Source organism: Streptomyces sp. NBC_01235 (genome assembly GCF_035989285.1).
In the GTDB taxonomy this organism is placed as follows: domain Bacteria; phylum Actinomycetota; class Actinomycetes; order Streptomycetales; family Streptomycetaceae; genus Streptomyces.
The window spans coordinates 1054984-1068807 of record NZ_CP108513.1; the positions used below are offsets into that span (position 1 = coordinate 1054984).

Annotated in this window: 9 protein-coding genes, 2 pseudogenes and 1 riboswitch; of the genes and pseudogenes, 5 read left to right on the top strand and 6 right to left on the bottom strand. The window is 71.7% G+C overall.

Annotated features, from left to right (window positions below; translation table 11 throughout):
* Positions 1 to 19: 19 nt before the first annotated feature.
* From OG289_RS04885 to OG289_RS04905, 5 genes are all read right to left on the bottom strand, one after another.
* On the bottom strand, positions 20 to 2776 hold the full coding sequence (locus OG289_RS04885) for a multicopper oxidase domain-containing protein (protein ID WP_327312750.1): 2757 nt from the start codon (positions 2774 to 2776) through the stop codon (positions 20 to 22).
* Entirely contained in the window at positions 2773 to 3960 is a 1188-nt protein-coding gene (locus tag OG289_RS04890; protein ID WP_327312751.1) for a hypothetical protein, read from the bottom strand. The genes OG289_RS04885 and OG289_RS04890 overlap by 4 nt, the downstream gene beginning before the upstream one ends.
* Entirely contained in the window at positions 3957 to 4697 is a 741-nt protein-coding gene (locus tag OG289_RS04895) for a helix-turn-helix transcriptional regulator (RefSeq protein ID WP_327312752.1), read from the bottom strand. Before OG289_RS04895 ends, OG289_RS04890 begins: the two co-directional genes overlap by 4 nt.
* Positions 4698 to 4704: 7 nt before the next feature.
* Positions 4705 to 4908 (bottom strand): hypothetical protein, encoded by a 204-nt coding sequence (locus tag OG289_RS04900; protein WP_327312753.1) that lies wholly within the window; start codon positions 4906 to 4908, stop codon positions 4705 to 4707.
* Between the two features lie 271 nt (positions 4909 to 5179).
* Complete coding sequence (locus OG289_RS04905) at positions 5180 to 5731, bottom strand: adenylate kinase (protein WP_327312754.1); 552 nt, start codon at positions 5729 to 5731, stop codon at positions 5180 to 5182.
* 357 nt (positions 5732 to 6088) lie between these two features.
* Here OG289_RS04905 and OG289_RS04910 point away from each other — a divergent pair, with 357 nt between their 5' ends.
* The 3 genes and pseudogenes from OG289_RS04910 to OG289_RS04920 all read left to right on the top strand — a co-directional run bounded on the left by OG289_RS04910 (position 6089) and on the right by OG289_RS04920 (position 9366).
* A complete protein-coding gene (locus OG289_RS04910; RefSeq protein ID WP_327312755.1) occupies positions 6089 to 7327 on the top strand; it encodes a GAF domain-containing protein in 1239 nt (412 codons plus the stop codon).
* 110 nt (positions 7328 to 7437) lie between these two features.
* Positions 7438 to 8955, top strand: coding sequence for an acetaldehyde dehydrogenase ExaC (gene exaC, locus OG289_RS04915; protein WP_327312756.1), 1518 nt, complete (start codon positions 7438 to 7440; stop codon positions 8953 to 8955).
* Positions 8955 to 9366: pseudogene (locus OG289_RS04920) on the top strand (DUF779 domain-containing protein). The gene exaC and the pseudogene OG289_RS04920 overlap by 1 nt, the downstream one beginning before the upstream one ends.
* Positions 9367 to 9937: 571 nt before the next feature.
* Here the strand turns inward: OG289_RS04920 and cobT are convergent.
* Positions 9938 to 11002 (bottom strand): annotated as a pseudogene (gene cobT, locus OG289_RS04925) (nicotinate-nucleotide--dimethylbenzimidazole phosphoribosyltransferase); the annotation flags it as partial.
* Positions 11003 to 11174: 172 nt separating this feature from the next.
* A riboswitch (cobalamin riboswitch) is annotated at positions 11175 to 11358 on the bottom strand.
* Positions 11359 to 11697: 339 nt separating this feature from the next.
* On the opposite strand from cobT, the gene OG289_RS04930 reads away from it, so the two are divergent.
* On the top strand, positions 11698 to 13167 hold the full coding sequence (locus OG289_RS04930; RefSeq protein ID WP_327312757.1) for a nitronate monooxygenase: 1470 nt from the start codon (positions 11698 to 11700) through the stop codon (positions 13165 to 13167).
* An 89-nt stretch (positions 13168 to 13256) separates the two neighbouring features.
* Entirely contained in the window at positions 13257 to 13754 is a 498-nt protein-coding gene (locus OG289_RS04935) for a hypothetical protein (protein ID WP_327312758.1), read from the top strand.
* Positions 13755 to 13824 lie beyond the last annotated feature (70 nt).

The following is a 13824-nucleotide window of genomic DNA, read 5'->3' on the forward strand; positions in this document are numbered from 1 at the left end:
GGCCGGGGTACGGTGCAGGTCAGTGCACGCGGAAGACGCCGTGCGCGCCGCGTTCCGCGTCGGTCATGACGTGCGTGACGAAGGGGTAGTTGCCCGCTTCGGGGAAGGACATCTCGACGAATCCGCCCGACGCGGGAGCGAGATCGAGGACCTGTGCGCCACCGCGCTCCGAGCCTCCCGGTCGCAGATCGTAGGCGCCCTCGCGGAAAACGGTGTCGAACTGGCCGCCCACGACGTGGAAGGCGCTGGGCACGTTCGGCCCCGCCGCCAGGACCCAGATCCGTACGCGCTCACCGGTCTTCGCCGTCAGCGGGTCGTGGTCGTACTGGTTGGCGTACCCGTTGAAGGCGACGATGTCGGGTTCCTTGGTGTTCACCTTGTCGGCGTCTGCCGTCCCGTTCCGCTTGCCCAGGTAGAACTCCGACTGGACCAGTACGTACTCACGGTCCACCTTCGACAGGTCGGGCGGGTCGATGATCACCGCGCCGAACATGCCGTTGGCGATGTGCAGGGACATCGGCATGGTTGAGCAGTGGTACATCCACACCCCGCTGCGGGTGGCCTTGAACCGGTACGTCAGTGACTGGCCGGGCTGGATGGTGCGCATCGACCGGTCCGGTGCCAGCGCTCCGGCGTGGAAGTCGACCGAGTGGCCGATCGTTCCGTCGTTGACGAGGGTGATCTCGAAGGTGTCACCGACGCGGCCGCGCAGTACGGGTCCGGGAGCCGTCCCGTTGAAGGTCCACAGCGTTTGCCGCACACCGGGGGCGACCTCCGCGATCGCCTCGTTGACGGTGAAGGTCTGCTTGTGCAGCCGGGAGCGGGATCCGTCCGTGACGGGCGGCAGTTCGGCGTCCCGGGCGGTGAAGCCCTCAGCGGGCTCGGCCATCGGATCGAACGCTTCCGCGGCGGACTCGCCCGTGCCCTCGGAAGTTCCCCCGCTGTGGTCGTGCGTGGTCCCGCTGCTTTCCTGGGACCCGGTGCTGTCGGCTCCGTCAGTGCCGTCCGCCGTGTCCGAACGTTCGCCGCCCGTAACGCGTACCGCGAAGACCATGCCCATCTGCCGGTGTCCCACTGTCGAGCACCAGCCCGAGAGGTCCCGGCCGACGACTCCCGCGTCCAGCGTGCCCCGCTTCCCGGGGCTGAGCCGGTCGGTGCGGGCGCCGGTCTCCAGCACCAGGTCGTGTGTGTCGGTGCCGGTGTTGTGCAGTCGGATCACCAGGCTGTCCCCCGCGGGCACGTCGACGGCGGAGGGGGAGAACCGCATGGTGCGGATCGTCACGTCGACCGTGGTGGTGCGGCCGGTCGGCTTCACCTCGCTGCCGTCCGCGCTCGTGGAGGCGGACCGCTCCGCGACGGGCAGCGAACGCACGTCCATCGCGCCGCCCCCCGCGACGGCCAGCACGACGACCGCGAGCCCGAGGGCCACTCCGCCTGGCATGCGGTGCGGGGGCGCCGACACCTCGGCGGGCGCCGGGTCCGCAGCGGGCACCGGGTCCGCGTCCCCCCGCGCCGACTTGCGGCGGTTCCGCATGCCGCGAACGACCGTGAGCACGAGCAGGACGAGGAAGTACAGCAGCATCACCAGCAGCAGCAACGAGCACGCCACCCGGACCGTGGTCGGCACCGGGAGCACGCAGAGCAGCAGCGCGGCGTTGGTGATGGCCAGCCGGGCCGGCCAGGCCCGTTCGAGTCCCGCGGTGGCAGCCCGTACGGCCGCGGGGCCGCCGCCCAGGACGACGGGCACGAGGAAGCTGAGTGCGCCGAGCAGGACCTGGGCGATCCAGCCGGCGGCGAGCGGCGCGGTCAGCACGGACGTGTCCTCCGTCACCGTGGTCCAGGACGTCGTGGAGACGAGGATGCCGGCCAGGGCTGTCAGGGATCCGGCGAGCCAGAGGCAGCCCATGGCCACCGACCAGGCGGCGAAGGAACGCGGCGGCTTCGCGCGGGCCTCGCGCAGCCAGGGCCTGCCCGCGACCACGAGCCCGGCGGCGTAGCCGGCCACGCCGAAGGCGGCCAGGGGCGGCGGGGCGAGCAGTGCGGCGGCGACGGCTGCGGCGAGGCCTGCGAGCAGGACGGGAAGGGCGGTGCGCCCGGCCCGTTCCGCGCCGTCCACCACCCGGGTGCGCAGCATCGTCGGCCACAGGGTGATGAGCGTTCCGGCCACGGTGAGGCCGATCCAGCCGAGCAGGTTGATCATCTTGTGCGCGATCAGCAGCCGGTCGGAGAGATCACCGGCGAGATCGCCGCGGGCCATGACGACACCGAGCCCGGCACCTGCGGGCAGCAGGGCGGAGGCGGCTATGTAGTAGCGCACGGTCATGGCGAATCGGCCGGGCAAGGCCCGGCGCAGGAGCCGGACCAGCCACACGGCGTGGGCGGTGACCGCGGCCGCGACCAGGCATCCGCCGGCGAGGACGGCGGGCCACCGCCCGCTGAGCATGCCGCCGATCACGGCTACGGCTCCGGCGTTCAGGCAGGCCAGCCGCAGAGCCGCCGGGGCGCCCCGGTTCGCCTCGGGCAGCCGGAGCACCGACGCGGCGAAGTGCCCCGACCAGATGACGACGGCATTGGTGACGGCACCGAGCAGCAGGACGTGGACGAGCAGCCAGTAGGAATGCGGCAGGAAGTGGTGGGCCGCCGCGACCGCGGCGAACAGTCCGAGCCAGGCGACCACGATCGCGTTCACGCCGAGGTGCCAGAGGGCGCGCGGTGATCGTCCCGGCGGCTTCGGAGCGGGTCCGCTCGCCGTGGAGGGAGACAGCTGTGTGGTCACCGGGGGTTCCTCGGGTGGTCGGAGACGGTCGCCGCGCCTGTGTCGGCGGGCCTGGGCCGGGCGGGGGTCCGTGTCGCCGAGGATGCGCGTCGGGTGGCGGTCACCGACGCGGTCGCCGCCGTCAGGACGAACAGCAGGACGGCGGCGATGTTGAGCGCCCCGCCCAGCTGCCACGCCCCTCTGACATCACGGAGGTCACCGATCACCACGCGCAGGGTCAGGGAGAGGTGCAGCAGCCAGGCCGCCACCGCGAGCGCCGGGTGGTACGGCAGGGGGCGACGCAGCACCGCGGGCAGGATCACCGGAGCGTGGGCCATGATCATCGACATGACGAAGCCAAGGAAGACGGCGTGCACCACCGCGTCGTAGCGGGTGCCGTCGGCGACCGGCCCGACCAGCAGCCACAGGGTGCCGGCGAGGCCCAACCACGCGTAACCGGCGAGCAGGCACGCCGCGGTGAAGCGGGGCAGTCCGGTGGAGCGCAGCAGACGGCGGGCGACATCGTGCACGACGAGCCAGGCGACCAGCGCGAGCAGGGCGGCGCCCAGAAGCAGGGTGCCCGTCGCGGGCCACATGAGGCTGGTGACGACGCCGATGACCACGGTGCCGACGCAGCCCAGGAAGGTCTGTTCCGCCGAGGGTGCCAGAGCGCCCACCCGGGCGAGTTCCAGCCGCTCCCCCGCGATGGTCAGAACGAGGAACGCGACCAGCCAGGGCAGCAGCCGCGGGACGTCGAGTCCACCCAGCCACAGCAGTGCCGCGCCGAGCGCCGACACGGCGCCCGCGGCCTGCGCGAGCAGGGCGGCACTCGGCTGCCGGTGCCAGAAGCGCACGTACAGAGCGTTCAGGGCGGCGCATCCGGCGACGAGCAGCAGCCGCGGGACGGCCAGGTCGAGCGGGCTGAGCAGAAGCAGGCCCCCGGCGCCGAGGCAGGCGGGGGCGAGGTATGGCCAGCGGCCGCCCAGGGCGACCGCACGTTCCAGTGCCACCAGCGTGCCGACGAAGCCGAGCACCATCAGCACCCCGTGGACCTTCGGCAGCCGGTCGCTGGTGACGGGGGCGGGGAGTCCGAGCAGGATGAGGGCGGCGTCGAGGCCGGAGAGCAGGCAGAGGCCGGCGGCCAGCAGCAGAGGCGCCCGGCGGGTGCCCGCGCGCCGGGCGGCGCGGCCGGCGGCGGGGGTCACTCGTGGTCCCCGGGCGTGGTGAGCTGGTGCGGGTGCTGTCTCGCGTCCGGGGCCGCCGGCCCGGTGGCCGTGTCCAGATGGAGCAGGCAGGCGTCGGGTTCGGCGAACGGAAACAGCTCGATGTCCTGGGCTGCCTCGCTCAGGGCGCCGAGGCCGGCCCGGGCCAGCCCTTCGTGGACGCCGCAGATGACGCCGGGGTGCTCGCGGGCCGCCTCGACGAAGGGGCAGCTCCGCAGTCGGACCCGGTGCGTGCGCTCGTCCGCCTCCGGTGCGAAGCCGATCTCCCCGAGAAGGTGCAGCAGTCTTTTCCGCGCTTCCTCGGGATCCGCAGTCGGCTCCTGCCCGGCGGTCAGGATGCGTCCCCAGTCCTCGCCCGCGGCGAGCGCGTCCCCGCGCGGATCGGCGCTGGAGCGGGCGATCTGGGCGGCGAGTACGGCGGCGAGCCCGGCGTACTCCCGTGCGGGGGACGCCTGCGGCGGGCGTGCCCGGTAGCGCCAAGCGGGACGGCCTCGTCCCGAGGGTGCGGACCGTTCGCGTACGGCGAGACCGTCGTCCACCAGGGCGTCCAGGTGTTCGCGGACGGTGTTGGCGTGCAGCACGCACACCTGCGCGAGCGCCATGGCGGTCACGGGGGCGGCCTGACCGCGCAAATGCTGCAGGACACCGCGGCGCTGCCGGGACAGCGGCAGGCGGTTGGATCCGCTGCCGGGGAGCGGACCGTTATTTTCCACGGACATGTCCGTACTATATCGCGGGCATCAACCCGAACCGCCCGGGGATGGGCTGTCGACCGCTGAGCAGGCACCTCTCGGACATGCCGTGCGCGGCGGGGTACGGCGCGCTCTCCTCGGCGGCCGCGTGCGGCAGGAGTCGGCGGTCGCGGAAGGCCACAAGACCCACGTGGGTGATCTCGGCGTTCGAGGCGCGGTTCGCGGCAGTGCGCAGCACAGCAGCGCGTCCGGCCTGGACGGGTGACCGGACCGGGAGCACGCCGCGCCTGCCGCGGCCCCCGAGCCCGAGAACGTGGCCGACAGCCGGACGCGACTCGTCCTCGCAATTCCCGGCCGCCCGTGGCCTGCAGCGCGGTACACCAGAGATCGGCGCCTGGGCCGGGTGGTCCCCCCGCAGCACCGTCCGCTCTGCCCTCGACCACGATCCCGAACAGGGCGGAACGGCCCCTCGAAGCGAGCGATCCGACCCAGTGCCCTGCGCCGCGCACTCATCCGGCCATCGACAGACCCCTGAGTGCCCTCCCGGCGATCTCGTCGACCGGCCCGACGGCCTCAACAGTCAGCAGGATGTCCGCGTAGTGGTCGAGCAGAGGGGCGGTCCGGTGTTCGTAGACCCGCTGCCGATAGCGGATGACCTCCTTGGTGTCATCCGGCCGACCCCGCTTCAGCAGCCGCGTCTCCAGGACCTCTTCGGGAGCGGTGAACTCCAGTACGGTGTTCAGCTCGGCCCCGTCGGCATCCAGGATGGCGGCGAGTTCCCGCGCCTGCGGCACAGTGCGCGGAAAGCCGTCGAGGAGGAAGCCGCGCTGGGTGTCCGGTTGCTCCAGCCGTCGGCGGAGCATGCCGCCGGTGACGTGATCGGGTACGAGCTCGCCCTTGTCCAGGTACCGTCCCGCCTCCCGCCCCAGAGGCGTCCGGCGGGCCACATGCTCGCGGAACAAGTCGCCGCTGGAGACGTGGGGAACGCCGAGTCTCCGGCTGAGGATGGCCGCTTGGGTACCCTTGCCCACTCCGGGAGGGCCGATGAGGACGAGTCGCATCAGGGCGTGCCTGCCTTCCGGTCTTCGCGCCGTCGGCGCGTTGATGGACCCGGATCAGGGTCGGGTCTCGGTCTTCGGGTAGGGCTCGGCTCTTTTTTGTGTTCGCCGAATTCGGGGTTCGGTGTGAGCGACATGTGCCCTCCCGGGAGGGCATGAGTCCACAACGTGAGCGGAACCTGATTTCACTGCTTCCTTGGCCGACAGCGCTGTCGTAGAAGCCACGAACCAAGCTAGGGGCGCGAGCCCGGGGGCGGCACCTGTCCGATCAGACGGGAAATGGGGCCGATCGGCCCAGTGCTCCCGCGAGGTCATCGTGGAAAATGAAGGGCTGTGCCCGCCCGACGACAGGGGAGCCACATGGCGCAGCGCAGCGATCTCCGGCGGCTCAGGGCTGCGCTGGAGGGCGAATGGTCCCGCCTGGTGCCGCGTCTGAAGGACGCTGATACGACGCCCGGCGGTGGCCAGGCGCTGCGCCATGAGGTGACCGAGTCCTGGGCGCGCTCGCTGATCAGTGTGGACCCCGGCCGGGAGCAGGCTCCGGCCTCCGACGGGGATGCGGTGCACCAGCGCTGGACGGGATCACCGCTGCGCCGGCCGGTCGACGGCCTCGCCGACGCGCTGCGCAGCGTCGCCGACGACGCCGGATTCATCACCGCGGTCACCGACGAGTCCGGGACGATCCTGTGGACATACGGCGGACGGACCATGCGGCGACGGGCCGAGCGGGTCAACTTCGCGCCCGGCGGGAGGTGGGACGAGCAGGCCATGGGCACCAACGCCCTGTCCCTTGCACTGCGCACCGGCCGCCCCCACACCGTCTTCTCCGCCGAACACCTGGTGACGGCACTGCACGGCTGGGTCTGCTATTGCGCGCCCCTCCACGGCCCCGACGGCCAGGTCCTCGGCGTCCTGGACCTGTCCACCACCTGGGACCGCTCGAACCCGCTGGCCATGTCCACTGTGCGCGGTCTGGCGTCCGCCATCGAGGCCGGGCTCCGCACCGAACCCCCCCTTCGCCCCGGTGAAGATGAGCCCCGGATACGGCTCAACTGCCTGGGCACCGACAAAGCCACGCGAGAGGGCGTACCCCTTCTCCTGCGGCCACGGCAGCTGGAGATCCTCACGCTCCTCGCGCTGGAACCGGACGGATACACACCGGAACGGCTCCGCGAGGCCCTGTACGGCGACCGTGCCGTCACCGCCTCCACATTCAAGGCGGAGATCTCCCATCTGCGCCGGGCCCTCGGAGGAGGCATCGCCACCCGCCGTTACGCGCTGACCACGCCCGTCTCCTGCGATGCCGCCGATGTGCTGCGGGCGCTGGAGAACGGCGACACGGCGACGGCACTGCGTCTCTACCGCGGCCCGCTGCTGCCCCGGTCCGAGGCGCCCGGGATCGAGGAGTGGCGCACCCACCTGGAAGTGGCCGTACGTGAGGCGGTCCTGGCGAGCACAAGCCCGGAGCATGCCCTGCGCTACGGCGGGCGGGCGCCGTACGACGCGGAGGTGCACGAGCACGCGCTGCGCCTGTTCGGTCCGGGGGACGCACGCCGGGCGATCGCGGCCGGCCGGCTGACCACCGCCCTGCGCGACTGACACCCCGCGCCAACCTCACGCCAACCTCGCAAGGCGACGGTGAGGCGGACCACGACGGCGTGGGCCGTCGTACCACTGTCACTCACCATCGCCCACCGAGGAGAGCCGCCATGGAGTACGCACAGCCGGGAACGGACGGCAGCATCGTCAGCTTCGCCCCGCGTTACGAAAACTTCATCGGCGGCGACTGGGTCGCCCCCGTCGAGGGCCGGTACTTCAAGAACACCTCGCCGGTGAACGGAAAGGTGTTCTGCGAGGTCGCCCGTTCCTCCTCCGCCGACATCGAACTCGCGCTGGACGCCGCCCACGCCGCAGCGGACCGCTGGGGCCGCACCTCCATCGCCGAGCGGGCGGGCCTCCTCAACCGGATCGCGGACCGGATCGAGGAGAACCTCCAGAAGATCGCCGTCGCCGAGACCTGGGAGAACGGCAAGCCGGTCCGCGAGACGCTGAACGTCGACATCCCGCTCGCCGTCGACCACTTTCGCTACTTCGCGGGCGTGGTGCGCAGCCAGGAGGGCACGATCGGCGAGATCGACGAGGACACGATCGCCTACCACTTCCACGAGCCGCTGGGCGTGGTCGGCCAGATCATCCCGTGGAACTTCCCCATCCTCATGGCCGCCTGGAAGCTCGCCCCGGCCCTGGCGGCGGGCAACTGCGTAGTCATCAAGCCGGCCGAACAGACCCCGGTCAGCCTGCTGGTGGTCATCGAACTGATCGCCGATCTCCTCCCGCCCGGCGTGCTCAACGTGGTCAACGGCTTCGGCGTCGAGGCCGGCAAGCCCCTCGCGTCCAGCCCGCGCATCGCCAAGATCGCGTTCACCGGTGAGACCACCACCGGACGCCTGATCATGCAGTACGCGAGCGAGAACATCATCCCGGTCACCCTGGAGCTGGGCGGCAAGAGCCCGAACATCTTCCTGCCGGACGTCACGGCCGCCGACGACGCCTACCTGGACAAGGCAGTCGAGGGCTTCGTCATGTTCGCGGTCAACCAGGGCGAGGTGTGCACCTGCCCCTCCCGGGCCCTGATCGCCTCCTCGATCTACGACGAGTTCATGGCCCGCGCCATCGAGCGCACCAAGGCCATCAAGAGCGGCAACCCGCTCGATCCCGAGACCATGATCGGCGCCCAGGCCAGCGTGGACCAGTTCGAGAAGATCCTGTCGTACATCGACATCGGCAAGAAGGAGGGCGCCGAACTGCTCACCGGCGGCGCCCCCCGCACCGTCGACGGTCTGGAAGGCGGCTACTACATCGAGCCGACCGTCTTCAAGGGCACCAACGACATGCGGATCTTCCAGGAGGAGATCTTCGGCCCGGTCGTCTCGGTCACCACCTTCGACTCCCCCGAGGAGGCCGCGAAGATCGCCAACGACACCCCCTTCGGTCTCGGGGCCGGAGTGTGGTCCCGCAACGGCAACCTCGCCTACCGGCTCGGCCGCGAGATCAAGGCCGGACGCGTGTGGACCAACTGCTACCACGCCTATCCCGCCCACGCCGCCTTCGGCGGCTACAAGGGATCCGGCATCGGCCGCGAGACCCACAAGATGATGCTCGACCACTACCAGCAGACGAAGAACCTCCTGGTCAGCTACTCGGAGCAGAAGCTCGGATTCTTCTGATGGGCGCCGCCCGTGTCAGTCGCGTCGAACTCACGGCGGCAGCCGAGGACTTGGTGCGGCAGCTGACGGCTCAGCACGGTCCGCTGATGTTCCACCGGTCCGGGGGGTGCTGCGACGGCAGCGCCCCCATGTGCTACCCGTGCGGCGAGTTCCGCGTCGGCGCCGCGGACGTCCTCCTCGGCCACGTCACGGGCGGCACCCCGTTCTGGATGAGCGCCAACCAGTACGCGTACGGGCGGCACACCCACCTCACCGTGGACGTGGTCCCCGGCGGGCCGGGGCAGCGGCTTCTCCCTGGAGGCGCCTGAAGGCGTCCGGTTCCTGCTCCGCTCCCGGCTGCTCAGCCGCGAGGAGTTGGAGCGCATGGAGGCGGAGCCACCGCTGCCCACGGGGGCAGCGGTGACCGGATGACCCGGCGGCAGGTCGGCACCCGGGTCTCCGGCGGTCACCACTGCCGACGCCGGCAGTGGTGACGGCGGTGCCGAACGTCCAGGCGTCCGGCACCCCGCAGCCGCCTCTGGTTCGGGCAACCCGTCCGCCCGGAGCACGGCGGACAGCACACGACCAGTGCCCTGGCAGCCGTCCTCTTCGCTGCGGCCTTGTCCTCTCCCCTCCGGGCGGAGGACCGTCACGGCCGGAGCAGGTCAAGGGACTGTCGGGCCACGAAAAGCCCCGAATCGGCCTTTTCTCCTCGCAGTTGGTCGGACGGAGCCTGCCAGCGAGCGCCCGTACCAGGCGGCGTCACTCCCCGTAGAGGCCAGTGCCATGGTTGCCGTATCCGTAGAGTTCCAACTGCTGGTTTTCGCGGGCGCGTTGTACGACACGGCCCGCCTGCCGACCCGCCAGATCCACCTCGGCACCGACCGCAGCGACAAGCTGCTCTTCCCTGTCGGACGGGTGCCTCGCGCCGCCTCCGCACGTTCAGGTCGCGTGGAGGCGGCGCGTTCCTCCGGGCAAGCGCCGCCCGGCCCAGCCTGCGGAGTCAGGTGCGCTCGTTGGACACGCCGGCGGAGTCGAAGGTGGCCATGTCGCGCAAGGCACGGACTGCCGCCTGCACCAGCGGCAGGGCCAGCAGGGCGCCGGTACCTTCGCCAAGCCGCAACCCCAGGTCAAGCAGGGGATGCAGCCCGAGATGCTGCAGGGCGATGGTATGCCCGGGCTCGACCGAGCGGTGTCCGGCCACACAGGCGGCCAGGGCGTCGGGGGACAGCGAGGCCGCGATCAGAGCCGCCGAAGAGGCGATCACACCGTCCAGGATCACCGGGACCCGGTGGGCGGCGGCGCCCAGCACGAACCCGGCGATCGCGGCGTGTTCCAGGCCGCCGACCGCCGCTACCACCCCGACCGGGTCGTGCAGGTCCGGCTGGTGCAGCGCGAGGGCCCGGCGCACCACGTCCGCCTTGTGCCGTCGGGTCGTCTCGTCGATTCCCGCTCCGTGCCCGGTGACGCCGTCCGGATTCGCCCCGGTGAATGCGGCGATCAGCGCCGCGGACGCGGTGGTGTTGGCGATGCCCATGTCACCGGTGAGCAGGCAGCGGCAGCCGTCGTCGACGAGTTCTGTGGCCACGCCGATCCCGGTCTCGATCGCGCGGACGGCCTCCTGTCGCGTCATCGCCAGGCCGCGCGTCATGTCCGCGGTCCCACCCCGGACCCTACGTCGCATCAGCGTGCCCGGGGCAGCGTCCCAGGCGGGCATCGGCGTGGCGACGCCCACGTCCACCACGACCACCCTGGCGCCGGTCTGTGCCGCCAGGGCGTTCACGGCGGCACCCGAAGCCAGGAAGTTGGCGACCATCTGGGTCGTCACCTCCTGCGGCCAGATGCTGACGCCCTGGGCATGGACACCGTGATCGGCGGCGAAGACGGCCACCGCGGCCGGTTCCGGCAGCGGTGGGGGACAACTCCCGGCCAGACCTGCCAGTCGGACCGATGTGTCCTCCAGCAGTCCCAGCGATCCGGGCGGTTTGGTCAGCCGGTTCTGACGGTCACGGGCGGCGGCGAGTGAGTCCGCGTCTGCGGGGGTGATGGCGGCCAGGGTGCGCTCAAGCCGCAGGCCGACGACGGGATCGGTGCCGTCGGCAGGGCCGGCAGCGGGCGAACGGGTTGGATCGGAGCCGGATGAGGACATCACGAAGGAAAACCTTCCGCTGTCGGCGGTTCTCCACGCCGCCGTGACGGGCCGCGCCCGGGCGGAATGTGCCTGGCTGCGGGACGGCCGGAATATCCTGGCTCCCGGATCTCGGTACCAGGCCGCCTGTACAGCCTGAGCACCGGCGCCGGCTCCCGGCCTTCCCAGCGGCCGACTCGCACCGGCTGCCAGTGGCCATCAGCGGGAGGTGGCTCCCCGGTCACAGTGGCGGGCCCGCCCCGGACTTGGGCCATCAGGCCCGCACCGGCGTTCCTCCGCATCCGTCACCGGCATCGTGCCATATGGCGCCGGAGGCGGACAGCCGCCCCCGGCATTCTGATCTGCACAGCCGGGCGCACAGGCGGCACCACGCGGGCCTCAGGCCCTGCGGGCAAGCGACCCCGAGGCTCGACTCGGAGCTGCAGACGGGCGCCTTGCCGCCTCAAGCCCGGCCCTCTCCGGTAGCGGCCCCGCACAACGAGGGGCCCCCGGCGCCAACTTACGATTCCGTAGGTTACGCTCTCGTAAGTTACGAGACCGTAGGTTTACGGATACGAAGGCCCGGATCCGAGTTTCGTCTCACCCGGTCCGGCCGCGACGTTTGCGAGGACTCCATGAGTGCACCCCGGACGACGACCGGTCTGCCGTGGCTGATCCAAGGCGGAATGGGTGTGGGGGTGTCCGGCTGGCGGCTTGCCCGGGCGGTCGCGCGCACCGGGCAGCTGGGGGTCGTCTCCGGCACCGCTCTCGACACTCTGCTGATCCGCGTACTCCAGAGCGGCGACCCGGGCGGTCACCTCAGGCGGGCGCTGGCCGCCTTCCCCGTACCGGAACTCGCCGACGCCCTGAGGGAGCGCTACTTCGTCGAGGGTGGGATCGGAACCGGTGAACGGTTCGCGGCCACCCCCATGATGACGGCCGACGAGGCGTGTCCTGCCCGATCGCTGACCGTTGTCGCCAACTTCTGCGAGGTCTGGCTCGCCAAGGAGGGCCATGACGGACCGGTCGGCGTCAACTACCTGGAGAAGGTCCAACTCGCCACCCTCCCGGCCATGTTCGGCGCGATCCTGGCGGACGTGGACCACATCCTGGTCGGCGCCGGCATCCCCGCGCAGATCCCCAGGATCGCCACCGGGCTCGCCCGGCTGGAGCCGGTCACCGCGCGGGTGGACGTGGAGGGCGACGGGCAGCCCCTCGAGCTGCGCTTCGATCCCGCCTCGGTGCTGCGCGGAGCGAAGCCGGGCCGTGTCGTCCCCCTGCGCCGCCCCGGCGTCCTGGCCATCGTCTCGTTGCCGGCGCTGGCCGCGTACCTGAACCGCGACGAGGAGACCAGGCCGGACGGATTCGTCGTCGAGGGCCACAGCGCCGGCGGCCACAGCGCCCCGCCGCGCGGGCCGCTGAGCCTGGACGAGCACGGTGATCCCGTCTACGGCCCCAGGGACGTCCCGGACTTCGCGAAAATGACCCGCCTCGGTCTGCCGTTCTGGATCGCCGGCGGTCAGTGCGGCCCGGAGCGGCTCCGCGAGGCCAGGGCGGCCGGGGCGGCCGGTGTCCAGCTCGGTAGTGTCTTCGCACTCTGCGAGGAGTCGGGTATGGACGCGGGGTTGCGGCGACGGCTGATGGACCGTGCGCTGGCCGGCGGGCTGACGGTGCACAACGATCCGGCGGCCTCCCCGACCGCGTTCCCGTTCAAGGTCGCCGACCTGCCCGGCACCCTGGCCGACCCCGCTGTCGGTGCCGACCGCGCCCGCGTCTGCGACCTCGGCTATCTGCGTACGCCCTACCGCACCCCTCGCGGCACCATCGACTACCGCTGCCCCGCGGAGCCCCGCGCGGCGTACGTCCGCAAGGGCGGCGACGCCGAGCGGACCGAAGGGCGGCAGTGTCTGTGCAACGGGCTGCTCGCCACTGTCGGGTTCGGGCAGCGACGCCCGCGGGGCGTCGTGGAACCGCCTGTCGTCACCATCGGCCAGGACCTGGACTTCCTGCGGCACATCGCCCCCGACGGCAGCACGTACAGCGCCGAGACGGTGGTGCGGTGGATGTCCGCGGGACTGACCGAGGCCGTCGGCGCCCGCACGTGAGCAAAGACGCAGGGGCCCACGCGCCCCCTGCGTCTCCCTTGCTGCGGCCGACGCCGGGCGACACCCGCACCACTGGCCCGGTGTGGGTGATGGCGGAAGGGCCTGGGCGTCGGGCGCGGCCGGCCGGGCTGGAGGCGCTTTCGCAGGCGGGGAGCCACCCCTCATCCGTCATCGGACGCGGCGCCCCTGGCTGGCTGGTCGTCGAGAGGCACGAAACACTGGACGCCAGTGAGCAGGTACGTGCCCTGCGGACGGGGCCGCCGCTGACAGACCTCGACCCCGGCATGCGCACCCTGCTCCGGCTGCTCCACCACCTGGACGACGCGCCGCTGCTCCCCATCGAGCACTCCGCCGACCTCTTCGACTACCTCACCCCCGTGCTGGTGGACCATCCGCTGTACCGGGAGGTCCGTGACCTGCTCGACGCGGAAACCGACCAGGTCACCGGCCGGACTGCACGAGGCGAACGCGCTCAAGTCCCGGGGCCACGCCCTGATCAGGAGTGGCCGCATTCCCCAAGCCCTCCAGGAGATCCCAAGAAGCCAGGGCCGGCTGGCTGCGCGGCGACGCGCTCGAGGGCGGCCTGATCATGCTGCTCCTGTGCGCGCCTCTACAGCGAACGCGCACTGGCCATCGCCGTCGGCGCCGGCACCCAAT

What these genes read in the sequence shown, in the direction of transcription:
- OG289_RS04895 (WP_327312752.1), bottom strand. Translation starts at nt 4,697, where the DNA reads ATGTCCGTGGAAAATAACGGTCCGCTCCCCGGCAGCGGATCCAACCGC.
- OG289_RS04905 (WP_327312754.1), bottom strand. Translation starts at nt 5,731, where the DNA reads ATGCGACTCGTCCTCATCGGCCCTCCCGGAGTGGGCAAGGGTACCCAA.
- OG289_RS04910 (WP_327312755.1), top strand. Translation starts at nt 6,089, where the DNA reads ATGGCGCAGCGCAGCGATCTCCGGCGGCTCAGGGCTGCGCTGGAGGGC.
- exaC (WP_327312756.1), top strand. Translation starts at nt 7,438, where the DNA reads ATGGAGTACGCACAGCCGGGAACGGACGGCAGCATCGTCAGCTTCGCC.
- OG289_RS04930 (WP_327312757.1), top strand. Translation starts at nt 11,698, where the DNA reads ATGAGTGCACCCCGGACGACGACCGGTCTGCCGTGGCTGATCCAAGGC.
- OG289_RS04935 (WP_327312758.1), top strand. Translation starts at nt 13,257, where the DNA reads ATGGCGGAAGGGCCTGGGCGTCGGGCGCGGCCGGCCGGGCTGGAGGCG.